This is a genomic window from Rhizobium sp. CF122 (assembly GCF_000282035.1).
Classification (GTDB): Bacteria; Pseudomonadota; Alphaproteobacteria; order Rhizobiales; family Rhizobiaceae; genus Rhizobium.
Genome location: NZ_AKKA01000021.1, coordinates 32902 through 49532, shown reverse-complemented (window position 1 = coordinate 49532; position 16631 = coordinate 32902). Strand labels below are relative to the sequence as shown.

General features: G+C 60.4%; 15 protein-coding genes. 7 read left to right on the top strand and 8 right to left on the bottom strand.

The window, feature by feature from the left end; all coding sequences use genetic code 11:
* The first annotated feature begins 90 nt into the window (after nucleotides 1-90).
* On the top strand, nucleotides 91-1347 hold the full coding sequence (tyrS, locus tag PMI09_RS05200; protein ID WP_007789598.1) for a tyrosine--tRNA ligase: 1257 nt from the start codon (nucleotides 91-93) through the stop codon (nucleotides 1345-1347).
* A gap of 52 nt (nucleotides 1348-1399) precedes the next feature.
* On the opposite strand, the gene PMI09_RS05195 is transcribed toward tyrS, so the two are convergent.
* The gene (locus tag PMI09_RS05195) at nucleotides 1400-4789 is read right to left on the bottom strand and encodes a YhdP family protein (RefSeq protein WP_007789597.1); all 3390 of its coding nucleotides are present in this window, start codon (nucleotides 4787-4789) and stop codon (nucleotides 1400-1402) included.
* A gap of 119 nt (nucleotides 4790-4908) precedes the next feature.
* Between PMI09_RS05195 and PMI09_RS05190 the strand changes: the two genes are divergently transcribed.
* The 5 genes from PMI09_RS05190 (at nucleotide 4909) to PMI09_RS05170 (ending at nucleotide 9673) form a co-directional block, all read left to right on the top strand.
* Entirely contained in the window at nucleotides 4909-5382 is a 474-nt protein-coding gene (locus PMI09_RS05190) for a peroxiredoxin (protein ID WP_007789596.1), read from the top strand.
* Nucleotides 5379-6203 carry a ferritin-like domain-containing protein gene (locus PMI09_RS05185; protein WP_007789595.1) on the top strand — a complete coding sequence of 275 codons (825 nt, stop codon included), beginning with the start codon at nucleotides 5379-5381 and terminating at the stop codon, nucleotides 6201-6203. The genes PMI09_RS05190 and PMI09_RS05185 overlap by 4 nt, the downstream gene beginning before the upstream one ends.
* A gap of 97 nt (nucleotides 6204-6300) precedes the next feature.
* Nucleotides 6301-7599, top strand: a complete 1299-nt coding sequence (locus PMI09_RS05180; protein ID WP_007789593.1) for a M23 family metallopeptidase — start codon at nucleotides 6301-6303, stop codon at nucleotides 7597-7599.
* 106 nt (nucleotides 7600-7705) lie between these two features.
* Nucleotides 7706-9244 (top strand): DEAD/DEAH box helicase, encoded by a 1539-nt coding sequence (locus PMI09_RS05175; RefSeq protein ID WP_183722878.1) that lies wholly within the window; start codon nucleotides 7706-7708, stop codon nucleotides 9242-9244.
* Between the two features lie 6 nt (nucleotides 9245-9250).
* Nucleotides 9251-9673 carry an NUDIX domain-containing protein gene (locus PMI09_RS05170; protein ID WP_007789589.1) on the top strand — a complete coding sequence of 141 codons (423 nt, stop codon included), beginning with the start codon at nucleotides 9251-9253 and terminating at the stop codon, nucleotides 9671-9673.
* Between the two features lie 4 nt (nucleotides 9674-9677).
* Here the strand turns inward: PMI09_RS05170 and PMI09_RS05165 are convergent, their stop codons facing one another.
* From PMI09_RS05165 to PMI09_RS05135, 7 genes are read right to left on the bottom strand one after another with little or no spacing between them, the layout of a single operon-like run.
* On the bottom strand, nucleotides 9678-9995 hold the full coding sequence (locus PMI09_RS05165; protein WP_007789587.1) for a TfoX/Sxy family protein: 318 nt from the start codon (nucleotides 9993-9995) through the stop codon (nucleotides 9678-9680).
* Between the two features lie 3 nt (nucleotides 9996-9998).
* A complete protein-coding gene (locus PMI09_RS05160; RefSeq protein ID WP_007789584.1) occupies nucleotides 9999-11633 on the bottom strand; it encodes an NTP transferase domain-containing protein in 1635 nt (544 codons plus the stop codon).
* Nucleotides 11630-12334 (bottom strand): XdhC family protein, encoded by a 705-nt coding sequence (locus PMI09_RS05155; protein WP_007789582.1) that lies wholly within the window; start codon nucleotides 12332-12334, stop codon nucleotides 11630-11632. The genes PMI09_RS05160 and PMI09_RS05155 overlap by 4 nt, the downstream gene beginning before the upstream one ends.
* Nucleotides 12334-12663 carry an XdhC family protein gene (locus PMI09_RS05150; RefSeq protein WP_007789581.1) on the bottom strand — a complete coding sequence of 110 codons (330 nt, stop codon included), beginning with the start codon at nucleotides 12661-12663 and terminating at the stop codon, nucleotides 12334-12336. Before PMI09_RS05150 ends, PMI09_RS05155 begins: the two co-directional genes overlap by 1 nt.
* On the bottom strand, nucleotides 12660-13922 hold the full coding sequence (locus PMI09_RS05145; RefSeq protein ID WP_007789579.1) for a vWA domain-containing protein: 1263 nt from the start codon (nucleotides 13920-13922) through the stop codon (nucleotides 12660-12662). Before PMI09_RS05145 ends, PMI09_RS05150 begins: the two co-directional genes overlap by 4 nt.
* 3 nt (nucleotides 13923-13925) lie before the next feature.
* Entirely contained in the window at nucleotides 13926-14855 is a 930-nt protein-coding gene (locus tag PMI09_RS05140) for an AAA family ATPase (RefSeq protein WP_007789576.1), read from the bottom strand.
* 22 nt (nucleotides 14856-14877) lie between these two features.
* A complete protein-coding gene (locus PMI09_RS05135; RefSeq protein ID WP_037081966.1) occupies nucleotides 14878-15372 on the bottom strand; it encodes a flavin reductase in 495 nt (164 codons plus the stop codon).
* A 170-nt stretch (nucleotides 15373-15542) separates the two neighbouring features.
* Between PMI09_RS05135 and PMI09_RS05130 the strand changes: the two genes are divergently transcribed.
* Nucleotides 15543-16625 (top strand): branched-chain amino acid ABC transporter substrate-binding protein, encoded by a 1083-nt coding sequence (locus PMI09_RS05130; protein ID WP_037081980.1) that lies wholly within the window; start codon nucleotides 15543-15545, stop codon nucleotides 16623-16625.
* Nucleotides 16626-16631 lie beyond the last annotated feature (6 nt).

Sequence of the window (16631 nt, the reverse complement as noted above, 5' to 3'; positions counted from 1 at the left end):
AATGGTGACTGTTCGGCAAAACAGTGCTAAACGCGCCGCGTCACTTCAACAATAGCCAATCCGAAAATCCGCACCCGAGAGCAAAAGGTCATGTCCGAGTTCAAATCCGATTTCCTCCACACGCTGAAAGAGCGCGGCTTCATTCATCAGATCTCCGATGAATCGGGCCTCGACGAACTCTTCGCCAAGGAAACGGTAACGGCCTATATCGGCTTCGACCCGACTGCGCCCAGCCTGCATGCGGGTTCGCTCATCCAGATCATGATGCTGCACTGGCTGCAGGCAACTGGCCACCGCGCTATTTCACTGATGGGCGGTGGCACAGGCATGGTCGGTGACCCCTCTTTCAAGGACGAAGCCCGCCAGCTGATGACGATCGACACCATCGAGAGCAACATTGCTTCGATCAAGCGGGTCTTCTCAAACTACTTGACCTACGGCGAAGGCCCCAAAGATGCACTGATGATCAACAACGCCGAGTGGCTGCGTTCCATCAACTACCTGGAGTTTCTGCGAGATGTCGGCCGGCATTTCTCGGTCAACCGCATGCTGTCCTTCGACAGCGTCAAGATGCGGCTTGATCGCGAGCAGTCGCTGTCGTTCCTCGAATTCAACTACATGATCCTGCAGGCCTACGACTTCGTCGAACTCGCCAAGCGCTACGACTGCCGTCTGCAGATGGGCGGTTCGGACCAGTGGGGCAACATCGTCAACGGCATCGACCTCGGTCACCGCATGGGGACGCAACAGCTCTACGCCCTCACCTCGCCGCTGCTGACGACGTCTTCGGGTGCCAAGATGGGCAAGTCCGCGACCGGCGCCGTCTGGCTCAACGCCGACATGCTCTCGGCCTATGATTTCTGGCAGTACTGGCGCAACACCGAAGACGCCGACGTCTCGCGCTTCCTGAAGCTCTACACGACGTTGCCGATGGACGAGGTCGCGCGCCTGTCGGCGCTCGCCGGCTCCGAGATCAACGAGGTCAAGAAGATCTTGGCGACTGAGGTCACCGCGATCCTACACGGCCGCGCGGCGGCCGAACAGGCCGCCGAAACCGCCCGCAAGACCTTCGAGGAAGGTGGCCTTGCCGAAAACCTTCCGTCGGTCGAGGTGCCGGCTGCCGAGCTCGACGGTGGCATCGGTCTGCTGTCGCTGATCGTCCGCGCCGGCCTTGCCGCCTCGAATGGCGAGGCCCGTCGTCACGTTCAGGGCGGTGCGGTGCGCATTAACGATCAGGCTGTCAGCGACGAGCGCAAGGTTGTCGGAAGCGGCGAGATCACCGCCGATGGCGTCATCAAGCTCTCGCTCGGCAAGAAGAAGCACATCTTGATCCGCCGCGCGGCATAAGTTCTAGCAACATCGGAAAAGGAAAGCCGGCCTCGCGCCGGTTTTTTCGTGCCTATTGGAATTCGAAGATGTTGCGGAAGACGCCGGGGGCGATGATCGACAGCGGATTGACGATCAGATCGGGCGCTTCCAATTTCCCCGTCAGCTTGAACGTGATGCCGATCAGGCCGCGATCGGTGCCGTTGCCTAGGATGATACCGATCAGGGGTAATTCGGCAAACAGCCTGTTGAGGCCATAGGCAGGCATGAAGGTGCCCGTCATGTCCATCCTACCGCGCGGGTCACGTACTATACCCTGGAACACGGCGCCGACCTGATCGCCGCGCACCACGCCGTTCTCAATGCCGATCACGCCGTTTTGCGAAACAATGCGGGCAAAGCCGCGTTGGAAGCGCTGTGCCGAGGTGTCGATGCTCCGCTTGACCGCCGAATTCAGGCTCCGTTGCTCCTGACCGACCGGCGTCGAGACGATTGAATGCAGGCGCTGCTCGTTGACCAGAGAAAAGCGCCTGATGTCGATCGAGCCGTCCCAGCGGTCGCCTGCGCCGAGGCGGATCTGCAGATTGAGCAAGCCACCCATCATATGCTGATAGAGGTCGGCGAAGCGCGAAACAGAGCCCGCATCCCCGCTGGTGACATTGATAACGCCATTGCCCTTGGTCTGGGCAACGAACGCCTCGCCGCTGTCGGTGACACCGGTAAAATTCAGTGCCTGTAACCTGCCATCTGCGGAAACGTACAGCATGTCAGCATTCCGCATCTTCTCGTCATTGAAGCCGATGATGCGACCGAGCTTGGCCCGAACCGATACGTTACCGCTGCGGTCGGTCTCGCCGCCGCCACCGCCGGACTTCAATCTGGCGATGATCGGGCGAGCGTCGGCGCTGTTGCCTGATACGGAGACATCAAGCCCGCCCTTGCTGCGCTTCACCGAAACGGCAAAATCATCCAGCGACGACAGTTTGACACTGTCGAAATCCGCCTTCATGAGATTGCCCTTGCCGATGACAAGCGAGCCATTTGCTCCGAAGCCGTCGCCCTTGAGGACGAAGTTCTTCAACTCCGTGTTGTCGACGGGCCCGGATGCCTCGAACGCAGCAGTCGCGCCGATACCGCTTCCCTTCGACCAACCGATCCATGGGAGGGACAACCGCGCCCTTCCAAGATCGACCGAGACCTGCTGTCGGTCCTGATCGATGCGATTGAGCTCGATGTCTATGCTGCCATCGATGATGTCGTTGAGGCCGGGCAGCACCTTTTCTCGCTGATCGTTGTTGAGCGTGGCGGTAATGGTCTGTTGTGGCTGAACGTCCGAAGATTTGTCTGTCGGCTCGACAAGCTTGATGCCAGCGGGAATGCCGTCGATCAGCCCCTTTCCGTCAACGCTTACCTGCTTCGGATCGGCGTTAAGCACCCCGTCAAGATCCGTGATCTTGCGGCCCGAAATCGGTTTGGCGATATCGAGATCCTGCAGCTGCAGCACAGCCTTCCATTCAGCCGGCGGAGGATTCTGCGACGAGATCAGCCCGAGGCGCGCCTGCACGTTCGCCGACACCTTGCCCTTGAGGTCCTCAGGCACGAAGCCTGCACGCTGCAGTATCTGTACTGGCTTATAGGTCAGCAATTCGCCGACCGCGTCCGCCGCGCCGGAAATGGGAAGATTGAGTTCGGCCATGAGCGGCTTGTCATAGGTCGACGGCAGGACAAACGTTCCCTCGCCGACGTTTACCGATCGTCCCGAGGGGAAGAACGCCGTCCCGCTCTTGATGGAGATCGTCGCACGCGGACCACTCAAGTCAAAATGCGCATTCGTATCACGGATCGGCGGGATGTCGCCGGCCACATTCATTCGCGTGCCAGCGATGTCGAAGGCGATCCGGATCTGGTGCTCATCGAGTTTCAGCCCCTTGCCGACAGCCTCGTCCAAGCGTCCAAATGGAATGAAAACGGAAATCGACGCGTCACTGACGGTTCCCCCGAAGAGGTTGCGTTCAACCCACTCGCGGCCCTTCGACGCCATCCAGAATGGCCACAATTGCTTGACCGCCGTTGTCTGCAAATGTTGCGACTGACCGGCAAAGCTGATCTCCGGTGACGCATCGCCGAAACGGACGTGCAGCGAGCCGAAGAGGCCTCCGGCTGGGCTCGAAACCTGCATGTTCGCAAATTGCAGTTCGCGGCTGGCAACGAGGTAACGACCAGTCGCATTTATGTCAAAGGCAAGTGGTTGCTCTCCGGATCCAACTGGCGCCGCGGTGCCGCCGCTGACGAGCAGATCGATGCCGAAGCCCTTTCCTGCGGAAGCATCGATCTTGTCCAGGTCTATGAGGGCACCGCTGAGCGGCACGGATGTTGCACCGAACTGAACACGCGACTTGGCAATCTCCAGCGTCTGCTTCGAGAAGTCATAAGCGAGGTTGATGCGGCCGCCGCTCAGTTCCTGCTGGTCGCCATCCATATAGAACTGCCCCGGCTTCAGTTCGATCGAGGCGCCAAGCGCCGGCGGGTCTTGATCGCCGGCGCGAAAGGCCGAGATCGTCAAGTCACCAGAGCCATTGATGCCTTGCCGGATTCGGCCCTCGACGTTCCGCTTGAGCGTGAACGGTCCCAGATCGACGCCCGCGACCTGCCCTGTCAACTTCGAGGTGCGTCCGCTGGCCCGTTGTGTGACGACGCTGAGCGTTGCCGGCCTGCCGTTGATCGCGACCTCGCCATCCAGCGCCAGCGCGCCCTGGCGTGTCCTCGAGAAGGCGAGGTTGTCAACCACGATCGAGAGTGGACCGTTTGCGGTATCGGCGAGCTTGATGTCAATGCCCGAGAGCTTGACTGACCGCGTTCCGCCGCGCTCCACGAAACTGTCGATCATGTCGAGCTGAGCAAATGCAGCTTCCATCGCGGCCGGGATTTCGTCGATCCTGACATCATCGAGCTTGAGCGGTTTTCCGGACGGCAGCAACGCCGTGTCGAGCGCGATATCCTCTGCCTCGATCTGCGCGATCGCTATGCGACCACGAAAGAGTTGCAGCGGGTCGAGCGCCATGCGCAATGCATGCGTCGTCGACAGGTGCTGGCCACTCTCTTCGTCGATCATGTTAACGTCGCGCGCCTCAAGCGCAAGCCGCAGGTTCGATGTGAAGCGGATGACCGTAGAGCCGACCTCGGCGCGATAGCGCGGTCCGATGGCCGAGTTGAGCGCAGCCTGCGCCTGCCGCGACAGCGGCGCGTCGAACATGCCGCTTTCCACCGTGAAGATAATTGCCGCGAGCACGAACAGAATAACGGCAACGCAGCCACCCATGACACCGGCCGTCCTGCGCATGCGCGAACGTGTCGGCGGGCAACTGACGATGATGGGATCTTCGGCCTGCGCCGAGGGAAGCTCATGCAGTGCGACGATATCTTTCTTGCGGAATGTAATTTTCTCGCCGCGGATCGCCGACATGCGTCTCGCCTAACTCCCTAACTTGTGGTTTGGACCAGACTGGCTGGACGATTGTTCGTCCAATATATATCTGGCAAATCACCTGTTATCCATAAACCCGGCAAAAGAAAGGTCTCTCCATGGCGGATATCAGCATCGGTACGACGGCGCCTGACTTTGATCTCCCGCGAGATGGCGGAGGGCGCATTTCGCTTCGTGATTTCCGCGGAAAACCGCTGGTGCTTTTCTTCTATCCCAAGGACGACACGACGGGATGCACGGCGGAATCGCTCGCCTTCACAGCACTTGCGGATGAGTTCGAAAAGGCTGGCGCTGGCGTCATCGGCATGTCTCCCGATTCCGTGAAATGCCACGACCGATTCATCAAGAAGCACAACCTTGCGGTTGTCTTGGCGTCTGATGAAGAGAAGACGACGCTTGAGGCCTATGGCGTGTGGAAACAGAAGACCATGTATGGGCGCAATTTCATGGGCGTGGAGCGAACGACCTTTCTAGTCCGCGAGGATGGGACGATCGGCACGATCTGGCAGAAGGTGAAGGTGCCCGGCCACGCAGAAATCGTGCTTGCAGCCGTCCAGAACCTGTCGCGATGACGCCTAGCTCCATCACATCCCTGCGCGGCGGCGCGATCGACGCTATCGGTGCGACCGATCTCAATGAGAAGACGACGCTTGCTCAGGAGACTGCCACGCGTTGGTTCGATCGCAAGCTGTCTCTGCGTTCGCCCCTCGACGCGCCGTTGCCGGACAGACCGGGCCGTCCGCACAAGCCAGATCTGATACCGCCGACGCAGGTCGAAAAGCGTTCCTTGCATACGGTCAAGGGCCGCATCGCGCTGCTGCATGCTATTGCCCATATCGAACTCAACGCTGTCGATCTGGCGCTTGATATCGTTGCGCGATTCGCCACTCAACCGGTGCCTAACTCTTTCTTCGACGGTTGGATGCAGGTTGCCTCCGAGGAAGCAAAACATTTCCGCATGGTGCGTGCCCGCCTGAGAGACCTCGATGCAGACTATGGTGACCTGCCCGCCCACGACGGCCTGTGGCAGGCGGCGCACTCGACAAGGAATGACCTAACGGCGCGCCTCGCCGTTGTGCCGCTCATCCTCGAGGCTCGCGGGCTGGACGTCACGCCGTCGCTACAGGCCAAGTTGCGCGAAACCGGCGATCTGGAGAGCGCAGCCGTACTCGATGTCATTTACAACGATGAGAAGGGGCACGTCGCGATTGGCGCCAAATGGTTCCGTTTTCTCTGCGCGCGCGAAAGGCGGGATCCGGCACGAACATTCCACGAACTGGTACGCGCCAATTTCCGCGGTCCGTTAAAGCCTCCCTTCAACGACATCGCGCGGGCCGAAGCCGGCCTGACGCCGTCCTTCTATCGGTCACTGACATCGACGAGCAACGCCTGATCTTATAGCGACAGCCATGCTGACCTAAGTAAATATTAACCATAATCATGCGTAATTGCGGCAATTGAGGCATCGGCCGTCAATTGGGAGATTCTCCGTGACGCATGCACAGCACAGCCGCGTATTCGGTCAGAAAAGACAAGAGCATATACTGATCCTGGCAAGCGGTGACCGGGTCCGTCATCTGACGGTCAGGCCGTGGATGGCGGCACTTGCCTTCTGCTTCGTCGGCGTCTTTGCGATCGGCTATCTCCTGGCGACCTCTTATCTCGTCCTGCGCGACGACCTGATTGGTGCGACGATGGCAAGGCAGGCGCGCATGCAGCATGACTATGAAGACCGCATCGCCGCTCTGCGCGCCCAGGTCGACCGGGTTACGTCACGTCAATTGCTTGATCAGCAAGTTGTCGAAGACAAGGTCGACAAGCTCATGGAGCAGCAGCTGGCGCTTACCTCGCGCCACGGCAAGCTCGGCTCGCTTCTTGATCGCGCGGAGAATTCAGGGCTGGGCGGCAAGGAGACGACGACGCTCCAGTCTTACGCTCCCGAAGCAAAAGACAAGCACGCCTCGCTTTCCGGTGCAGTTCAGGCAATCGAAAATCAGCTTGCCGGAGCTGACAAACCGGCCGACGTGACGACCGACAACGCTACGCTCGCCGACGTCCCGGCACAGGAAACCGTTGGCGACCGCGCCGACCGCGTTTTCTCCAAGGTGACGCTGTCGTTGAAAGACATCGAGCAGAAGCAGCGCAATCGCATCGCGCAATTGACGAGTGACGCGGGTGGTGCTGCCAATGCCATATCGAAGGTCCTGACGCGTTTCCGCATTTCGGTACCGGCCGAGCGCACGAAGCAGGATGACAGCGCAGTCGGCGGACCGTATGTCGAGCCTGAAGGCGCGGATGATTTCGATAGCTCGCTATCACAGCTTGACGATGCCCTCACCCGCCTTGAGACCGTACGGAGCACAGCGGAATCGCTGCCATTCCAGAACCCGGCCATTGGCAAGGAGATCACCAGCTCGTTCGGCAACAGGCGTGATCCGTTCCTCGGGCGGTTGGCACTGCACTCCGGCATTGACTTTCGTTTTGCGCCCGGTGAGAAGGTTCGCCCGACAGCGCCTGGCAAGGTGATTGCGGCCGGCTGGACCGGCGGCTACGGCAACATGGTTGAGGTTGACCACGGCAACGGCATTTCCACCCGTTATGGTCACATGTCGGAAATCCTGGTGAAGGTCGGCGACAAGGTCGACCGCAATGACGTGATCGGCCTTGCAGGCAGCACCGGCCGGTCCACCGGTACGCATCTGCACTATGAGGTCCGCCAGGACGGCCGGGCAGTCGACCCCATTTATTTCATGAATGCGGGCTTGAAGCTTGCCAGTTACATGAAGTAACTACGTGCACTAACCACGTCTTTACCTGTGCACTAGCCGCAAGGCCTGTATTCCTTGACTTAAGGGCAGTTTCGGCTTATGTCGCGCTGCATTGCGGCACGCAATCATGCCGACTCAATCAGAGTACGGCCGAACCGGAACGGAAACAGTTTTCCCTTTGACGACATTTGCTGATCTTGGCTTGAGCCAAAAAGTGCTTTCCGCTGTGACCGACGCGGGCTACACGACGCCAACTCCCATCCAGGCTGGTGCGATCCCTTTTGCGCTCGAGCGACGCGATATTTGCGGGATTGCGCAAACGGGAACAGGCAAGACTGCATCCTTCGTTCTGCCGATGCTGTCGCTGCTGGAAAAGGGCCGTGCCCGCGCTCGCATGCCGCGCACGCTGATCCTCGAGCCGACCCGCGAACTCGCGGCGCAGGTTGCGGAGAACTTCGAAAAGTACGGCAAGAATCACCGGTTGAATGTCGCGCTGCTGATCGGCGGCGTGTCCTTCGAAGATCAGGATCGCAAGCTTGAGCGCGGCGCCGATGTTCTGATCTGTACGCCCGGCCGCCTGCTCGATCACTTCGAGCGCGGGAAGCTTTTGATGAGCGCTGTCGAAATCTTCGTTATCGACGAGGCCGACCGCATGCTCGACATGGGCTTCATCCCCGATATCGAGCGTATCGCAAAGCTCATTCCGTTTACCCGTCAGACGCTGTTCTTCTCGGCGACCATGCCGCCTGAGATCCAGAAGCTTGCGGATCGCTTCCTGCAGAATCCGGAACGCGTCGAAGTCGCCAAGCCGGCGTCGACGGCAAAAACCGTAACGCAGCGTTTCGTCGCCTCGCACGGCAAGGACTACGAGAAGCGCGCCGTTCTGCGCGACCTTATCAAGGCGCAGACCGATCTCAAGAACGCAATTATCTTTTGTAACCGTAAGAAGGACGTTTCCGAGCTCTTTCGGTCCCTGGACCGCCACGGCTTTTCCGCCGGCGCTCTGCACGGCGACATGGACCAGCGCTCGCGCATGGCCATGCTGCAGAACTTCAAGGACGGCAACCTCCAGCTTCTCGTGGCTTCCGATGTCGCCGCTCGCGGTCTCGACATTCCTGACGTCAGCCACGTCTTCAACTTTGATGTTCCGATCCATTCCGAGGATTATGTTCATCGCATCGGCCGCACCGGCCGCGCAGGCCGTTCCGGCGCTGCATTCACTATCGTCACCCGCCACGACCAAAAACACGCCGACGCGATCGAAAAGCTGATCGGCGAGAAAGTCGAGTGGTTGAACGGCGACCTTTCCGCCTTGCCCCCTCCTGAGCCCGGCCGCGAGGACGATCGTTCCCGCCGCAAGGGTCGAGACAAGGACCGCAGTCGCAGCAAGGGCCGTGGAGGTCATAAATCTGATATCGCCGTCGCAGATAATGACGTCGAGACGATGGAAACAGCAGCACCAGCAAAGGTGGAAAGCGTGAAGCAAGAGCGCAAAGCAGAACAACACAAGCCGCAGCACAGCACGCGCGCCACTCGTCCTTATCCGGCAAACGATGACAATCGTGACCGCCGCCGCTACCGGGACCACGACGACGGCCCGACGCCTGTCGGTTTCGGCGATGAGATTCCAGCCTTCATGCTGATCACGGCCAACGCCAAGATCTAACGAATCATGGGCACGCCGGGCATCGATTTTCCGGGCGTTGGCGTTGGTCTGGTGATTTTGCGTGACCGCAAGATCCTCCTTTACAAGCGTCTCCGCGCGCCGGAGGCCGGCCACTGGAGCATTGTGGGCGGCAAAGTCGATCATATGGAGCCGGCAGAGCAGGCGGCGCGCCGTGAAGCCGAAGAAGAAACCGGTCTATCGATTGGCCGCGTCAGTCTCCTCGGCCCCGCAGAAGTTATCAGCAAGGCGGACGAACAGCACTGGGTCTCCCTGCTCTATATTGCGTCCGAGTTCGACGGCGAACCGAAGCTCACTGAGCCGGAAAAGCTCTCGGACTTCGGCTGGTTCAGCCGTTCCGACCTCCCGCAACCGCTCTCCGCATTCGCGTCCGCCGCCATGGACAGGCTGAAAGCCGACGAACTCCTCTAGGGTTTCACTCCGCCCGGAGCGCTGCCTCATAGGCAAGCCGCACCCATCGCGCCATAAGGTCGGGGTCGTCATAGGCATCGTCGGGGATCGACCAGTATGGCATCTTCACCGGACTTCCCTTCTTGCCTTCGTATGCCCATTGCGTCGCCCCGGCTGCAGCGAATTCGGGCGCGCTCTGCTCGTCGGCTTTCAGCAGCATCTCGCCGCGCACCTCGACCGCAACAATCCGCCCCATATGGTAGATGCCCTTGCCACCGAACATCCGTTTGATCGTGACGGGGCCAAGCCCCTGAAACATTTCTTCAATCGCCGCCGCATCCATCCCCTAGCCCTTCAAAACTCCGCCTGCCGCGATGACGGCCTCCGGCGTATCCACATCCAGATGCGCAGCGTCGCCGATTTCGATGTCGGCCACAGGCACGCCCGATGTCTCAAGGATGTGCCGCGCACCGACGTCACCCTCCAGCCGCAAGACCTCATCGTACAGGGATTTCGGTATAATCACAGGATTGCCGCGCTTACCGTGCGACACGGCACGGATGATCGAATGGCCATGCGATCGTCGGAACGCCAAGATCAGCTTATCGAGATCGCTGCTAGAAACGCCCGGCATGTCGGCCAAGATGACTAAAGCTCCATCCGCGTCCCGCGCTTGCTCGACGGAAAATCCTGTCGCGAGCGACGAGGCCATGCCCGAGGCGTAGTCCGGATTGTGAACTATCATCGCATTCAGCCCGGACAGCACCGCTTCGATGTCGTTTTTGCGATGTCCCGTCACGACAATGACTGACGACGCCCGACTGCCGATCGCCGTCCTCACCGATCGCCTGACAAGCGGCACGCCGTCAAACTCCGCCAGCAGCTTGTGCGGCCCGCCCTCGCCCATTCGGCTGGCCTTGCCGGCGGCAAGAACGATGGCCACGACGTTATCCGCGGGGACCAATTGCGCCTCCTGTTCACGAAGGCTTGGCCGCGCCTGGATTTCCATCAGAAGACCTCCGACACCCATGCCGCTGATGTCGAGTGCACTTGGCTCTTCACCCGCCAGGATCCGATCGAGCACCCAGTCGAAGCCATTCTCCTTGGGGCTGCGCGCGCATCCCGGTGCCCCGATCACAGGGATATCGCCGATGCGGCCGAGAACGAGCAGGTTACCCGGGTCGACAGGCATGCCGACCTGCACCACCTCGCCTCCGGCCTGTCGAATCGCCTCGGGAATCACGTCCTCGTCATCGATCACGGCAGACGCGCCGAAAAGAATGATCAGCTTCGGTGCTTTGTCGGGCGAACCTGATGCGTCTCGGAGTGCCTCTGCAACCGGCTCTACACGATGAGCAACCCGCGCCTCTCTAACGAGATGACTGCCGGATGCGATGAGCCGGCGGGAAAGCACACGCGCCGTCTTGTCCATCACCGCCGGCTTCAGCGAAGGCAGCTCCGTCGCAATCAATGAGACAGATCTGCCGGCAAAGGGTTTCACCTCGAATGCCGACGTCGCCCGCAGCACTTCGCATGCGGCGTCGAGTTTCGCGCCTGAGACGGCGAGCGGAATGATCTTGAATGTTGCGACCATGTCGCCGTTCCGGACAGGCACATGGTCGTTGAGGCAGGCGAGCGTTATGCCGGGATCGATCCTGTTCAGGCGATCGACGGCACTTCGGGTTGCGACGAACAGCCCGTCGACCGTCGAGTACACGTTCACGCGCCCTGTGGACGCCTCTGAGAAGCGGAGGTGGTCGGGAGTGACAGCCCTCGCAAGTCGTCCCGCCGCGTCATCCTCACCGACGTCCCCCGGCTCGATGCGCGCCGCAATGACATGTTCTATACCCTCGCTGCGGAGCCTGTCGATGTCAGCGGCATCGATCCTGTGCCCTTTGGGCAAGCTGCCGTCTGCAAGCTTCACCGCATGCCCGAGGACCACGCCGTCGGCATCATCGATAGAAAAAGACCCAAATTTCATTTCCTGTCACCAGCCGGTGAAATGTCGCGGGTTCGCAACGTCTGTACGATTTCCGCGAGAATGGCGACCGCGATTTCTGCCGGGCTCGCCGCACCGATCTTGAGCCCGATCGGTGCATTGATCCTGGCAAGCGCGGATTCGTCCACACCATCGGTACGCAACCTCTCCAGGCGCGTTGCATGCGTTTTGCGGCTGCCGAGCGCACCGACGTAGAAACAACCGATCCGCAACGCCTCGGCAATCGGGAAATCGTCGATCTTCGGGTCATGCGTAACCGCGACCAGCGCCGTATAGGCATCCAGCGGACGATCCTTGAGTACGTCCACTGGCCAATCCGCCGTCAGATCGATGCCGAGGAATCGTTCGGGTGTAGCGAAAGCCGTGCGCGGATCTATGATCCGAACATCGAAGCCGGCAAGAGAGGCCATCTGTGCCAGAATTTGGCTGATGTGGACGGCGCCGATGATCACGATATGGGCCGGGGGCAGATGCGCGTTCAAAAAATAGCGGTGCCCGTCGACCTCGATCGACGTCGATCTGCCCGAGCGGAACGCAGCTTCAACGGCAGGCACCAACCAAGGCTTCACGGAATCTCCCTCGAGAACGACGCTATCGTTGCCGTTCTCAAGATCAGTCAGCAGTATCGCGGCCCGGCGAGCGCGTCGGGCGTCATTGAGACGCGCAAGATTTGCGGCATCCATCAATCGAGCCTTTCGACATAGACGCGAATGCGGCCACCGCAGGAAAGGCCGACCCGCCACGCGGTTTCATCCGCGACGCCAAACTCGAGCATCTTCGCCTTGCCGTCGGCGATTACGTCCAGGGCCTCGGCAATGACGGCACCTTCGACGCAGCCTCCTGACACGGACCCTTCGAAATTGCCGTCTCGATCGATCACCAGATGGCTCCCCGCCGGTCGTGGCGCCGATCCCCACGTCTCGATCACCGTGGCAACAGCCACGTCTCGCCCGCCTTTCCGCCAGCCTTCTGCCGTCATCAGCGGATCAAGGTCAAAAGATGTCCCTGTCATGCGATGCCTTTCAATGTTTCGAGGTACCGGCGCGGGTCGTACGTGGTCGACCTAGTCGCGCCGAGTGCTTCCACGAGGTCGCTCAAGGATGATAGATTGTGAACCGGTCGGAATTCGTCAACATGCGGCAGCATTGCGCGCACGCCACGTGCTCGTGGCTCGAAGCCATCGAAGCGCAGTAACGGATTGAGCCAGATCAGTCGCCGGCAGGAGCGGTGCAGGCGGTCCATCTCGGCTGCGAGCAGCTCCGTTCCCTCGCGTTCCAGGCCATCGGTGATAAGCAGCACGACCGCGCCTTGGCCCAGCACGCGCCGGGCCCACAGGCGATTGAATTCCTTTAACGTTTCACCGATCCGCGTTCCTCCCGACCAATCCTTTACGGCCGCAGCGCATTCATCCATCGCCTCGTCAGGGTCCTTGTGTCGCATTTGGCGGGTGACGTTCGTAAGGCGCGTCCCGAAGAGGAAGGTATGCACCCGCCGGCGCTTCTCCGTCAGCACATGCAGAAAATGCAGAAAGATGCGCGTGTACTGGCTCATGGAGCCGGAAATATCGGCGAGAACGACCAAGGGCGGCTGGACCTCCCGGATTTCACGGTATCGCGGAAGAATGAGATCGGCCCCGCTGCGCAATGCCGCCCGCATCGTCCCGCGCGGGTCGACATGCGAATGAACATGCGACGGCCGGAAGCGCCGAGTGCGCACCTTGTCCAGAGGCAACTGCAGTTTCGTGAGCGCCTTCTTGGCGGCGGCAATCTCCATCGCTGACATTTGGGCGAAGTCCATCCGCCGGAAGACCTCGCTGCCAGACATGGTGAAGCGTGCGTCTATCTCGATGTCGGGCTCATCACGCGGCGGCTTGTTGTCCCTTCGTTCGCCGAGCAAGGCGTCGGCGGCGCGGCTTTCACCGGGCCTCGCCTTTTCCTTGTCACGCGTGTCCAGCGCGCGTGGTGACATCATCGCGATCATTTTTGCGACGAGATCTCGCGACTGCCAGAAAAGCCGAAACGCCTCGTCGAAGACCGCCTTGTCTTCATGCCGCTTGACGAAGACGGACGAGAGTGCGGCGTGAAATTCCTCCCGCGACCCCATGCCGATTGCCTCGACCGCCTCGATCGCGTCGACGATCGCCGCCGGCCCGATCTTCATGCCGGCCTTCCGCAATGCTCTGGCAAAGAAGACGATATTGTCTGCAAATCGACCGTCGCCGACTGGAGGCGGTGGAACGGAGATCCCATCCTGTCCGCTTCTCGGATCCATGCGCTATCCCGCCGCCTGCAGCTCGCTCTTGACATCTTCCAGCACCTTTGCGCCGTCGCTGCTTTGAATGCGTGCAATGTCGTCCTGGTATTTCAGCAGTGTTCCGATCGTGTCGGAGATCGTATCCGGATCGAGCGCCAGCCGGTCGAGTTCCGTCAGCGCTGTCGCCCAATCGATCGTCTCGGCAACGCCCGGGTTCTTGAAAAGATCCAGTGCACGAAGCTTCTGCACATAGGCGACGATCTGTGTGGACAGGGCTGCATTGCAGCCCGGCACCTTGCGTCGAATGATTTCCAGCTCCTGCGCGGCATCGGGATAATCGACCCAGTGGTAGAGGCAGCGCCGCTTTAGCGCGTCGTGGACCTCGCGCGTCCGGTTCGTGGTGATGATGACGATCGGCGGCTCGGCGGCCCGGATCGTGCCGAGCTCGGGAATCGTTACCTGAAAGTCGGAAAGAACCTCCAAAAGGAAGGCCTCGAATGCCTCGTCGGTACGGTCTAGCTCGTCGATAAGGAAGACTGGTGACCGGCCATCCGGGCTCGATAGAGCCTGAAGCACCGGCCGGCGGATCAGGTAGCGTTCGGAGAAGATGTCCGACTCGATCCTGTCCCGGTCGGTAAGCCCGGACGCCTCGGCAAGGCGGATTTCCAGCATCTGCGCCGGGTAATTCCATTCGTAGACGGCCGAGGCGATGTCCAAGCCTTCGTAGCATTGCAGGCGGATCAACGGCCGCCCCAGGGCTTTTGATAGGACCTTGGCGATCTCCGTCTTCCCGACACCGGCCTCACCCTCCAGGAAGAGAGGACGCCTCATCTTCAGGGCGAGAAAAAGCACCGTGCCAAGTGCCCGCCCAGCCAGATAGTCCTGATCGCCCAGCATCGCGATCGTCTCGTCGATCGACGACGGCAGCGGCAGATGCGCTTGATCCGGCATGTCTTCTCCCTTTTTCAGGAAGTTATAACGTGTGATAGTCGCGGTTCATATAGAGAAGCGCGGGCTTGGCCTCGTTGTAGCGGACCGCCACGACCTCACCGAAAATGATATGGTGCGTCGACATTTCCTTGATTTCACTCACGCGGCAATCGAAGGAGGCAAGGGCGTCGTGAAGAATGGGTGCACCGGTGACGAGCTTGTCGAACCGACCCGTCGCGAAACGTTCGTCGTTGCTGAGCTGGGTGCGGCCGGAAAAGGCATCGGCCAGCGCCTGATGGTGCGCGCCCAACGTGTTCAGGGCGAAGATGCCGCTCCGGAAGAAGATGTCGTTCTTCGGATTGCTATTGTTCAGGCACACAAGAACGGTTGCAGGGTCGTCAGATACTGAGCAAGCGGCAGTGATCGTCACGCCGCGGCGCTCCTCGCCGATTGCCGTCGTCACGAGCTGCACATGGCCTCCAAAGCGGCTCATCGCATCTCGGTAGAGGCGCGGATCGATCGGTTGTTTATTCAACAAAGGCATTCTCCATCCGGCGTCACCGGCTTGCTGTTTCCTGTAATATGAAGGTGATCGGTTACCTTTTCTACAAAAGCCAGGCGAAAAGCTTCCCGATTGTGCGTTTTTCTTTGACGATCGATGTCGGACGGATAAAAGAGCAGGACAAACGACAGGGACCTGCAGCTTTTATGAATACTTTGCGTGGCCTAGCACTTCTGCCGATGCTGCTCCTTGCGGCCGCAGAATGCCATGCCGCGGGCCTGATAGTCGGTGTCGTAGCGCCACAGAGTGGCAACCTCGCGCCAATCGGCGCGCAGGTCATTGCCGGCGCGACGGCCAAGGTCCAGCAGGATGGTAACACGATTGTTACGGTCGGAGAGACTTGCGAGGCAAACAGCGGCGCGGCAATCGCCGACGCACTGATTAATGCCAAGGTCCAGGTGGCCGTCGGTTTTCTCTGCAGCGAAACGCTCGAAGGCGCGCTGCCGAAGCTCAAGGACGCAAATATCCCGGCGATCACCGTCTCCGTGCGTTCACGCATTCTCATGGAAGATGCCCTGAAGAATGGCTGGCCGTTCTACCGGATGGCGCCAGCCGATGGCGCCGAAGCGGAAAAGATCATCGAGGCAATCGTGAGCGAGTGGGCAGCCTCGCCGATCGCACTGATCGAGGATGGCACCATCCATGGTCGGGAGCTTACGGAAGCAATCCGTAACGCACTCGAGGAAAAAGGCCTCAAGCCCGTCTTCACCGACACCTATCGACCGGGCCAGGAGCAGCAGGTCGCTCTCGTGCGACGACTGAAGAAAGCCGGGGCAACAAAAGTCTTTGTCGGCGGAGATCGTAGCGACGCTGCCGTCATCGCACGCGATGCCGCAGCGGAAAAAGCTCACCTCGATATTCTTGGTGGCGACGCCATGCGCGCTGCTGACCAGCCGCTTGCACTCGCGGATGGCGTTCTCGCCGTTGTTCTGCCTGATTATGCCGCGCGCCCGGAGGCGAAGCCGGTGGTCGACGCGTTCCGCGCGAGTGGCGTCGAGCCGGAGGGCTATGTGCTACCTGCCTATGCGGCGGTGGAAATCGCCACGAAGGCAGCCCAGGATGCCGGCGCGGACGACAGGCCCATCGCGCAGCACATCGGCGGCACCTCCTTTGAGACGGTCATCGGAAAAATTGCTTTCAACGCCGGCCATGAACTGGCCGACAATCCCTACCGCATGCTGCAGTGGCATGCCGGTTCGTTCGTGCCGCCAAGCACTCCGATCGAATAGATCTGA

Coding starts and splice junctions, on each gene's coding strand:
- PMI09_RS05160 (WP_007789584.1), bottom strand. CDS start 11,633: ATGAAATTTGGGTCTTTTTCTATCGATGATGCCGACGGCGTGGTCCTC.
- PMI09_RS05145 (WP_007789579.1), bottom strand. CDS start 13,922: ATGGATCCGAGAAGCGGACAGGATGGGATCTCCGTTCCACCGCCTCCA.
- PMI09_RS05175 (WP_183722878.1), top strand. CDS start 7,706: ATGCCGACTCAATCAGAGTACGGCCGAACCGGAACGGAAACAGTTTTC.
- PMI09_RS05195 (WP_007789597.1), bottom strand. CDS start 4,789: ATGTCGGCGATCCGCGGCGAGAAAATTACATTCCGCAAGAAAGATATC.
- tyrS (WP_007789598.1), top strand. CDS start 91: ATGTCCGAGTTCAAATCCGATTTCCTCCACACGCTGAAAGAGCGCGGC.
- PMI09_RS05170 (WP_007789589.1), top strand. CDS start 9,251: ATGGGCACGCCGGGCATCGATTTTCCGGGCGTTGGCGTTGGTCTGGTG.
- PMI09_RS05165 (WP_007789587.1), bottom strand. CDS start 9,995: ATGGATGCGGCGGCGATTGAAGAAATGTTTCAGGGGCTTGGCCCCGTC.
- PMI09_RS05190 (WP_007789596.1), top strand. CDS start 4,909: ATGGCGGATATCAGCATCGGTACGACGGCGCCTGACTTTGATCTCCCG.
- PMI09_RS05150 (WP_007789581.1), bottom strand. CDS start 12,663: ATGACAGGGACATCTTTTGACCTTGATCCGCTGATGACGGCAGAAGGC.
- PMI09_RS05185 (WP_007789595.1), top strand. CDS start 5,379: ATGACGCCTAGCTCCATCACATCCCTGCGCGGCGGCGCGATCGACGCT.
- PMI09_RS05155 (WP_007789582.1), bottom strand. CDS start 12,334: ATGGATGCCGCAAATCTTGCGCGTCTCAATGACGCCCGACGCGCTCGC.
- PMI09_RS05140 (WP_007789576.1), bottom strand. CDS start 14,855: ATGCCGGATCAAGCGCATCTGCCGCTGCCGTCGTCGATCGACGAGACG.
- PMI09_RS05130 (WP_037081980.1), top strand. CDS start 15,543: ATGAATACTTTGCGTGGCCTAGCACTTCTGCCGATGCTGCTCCTTGCG.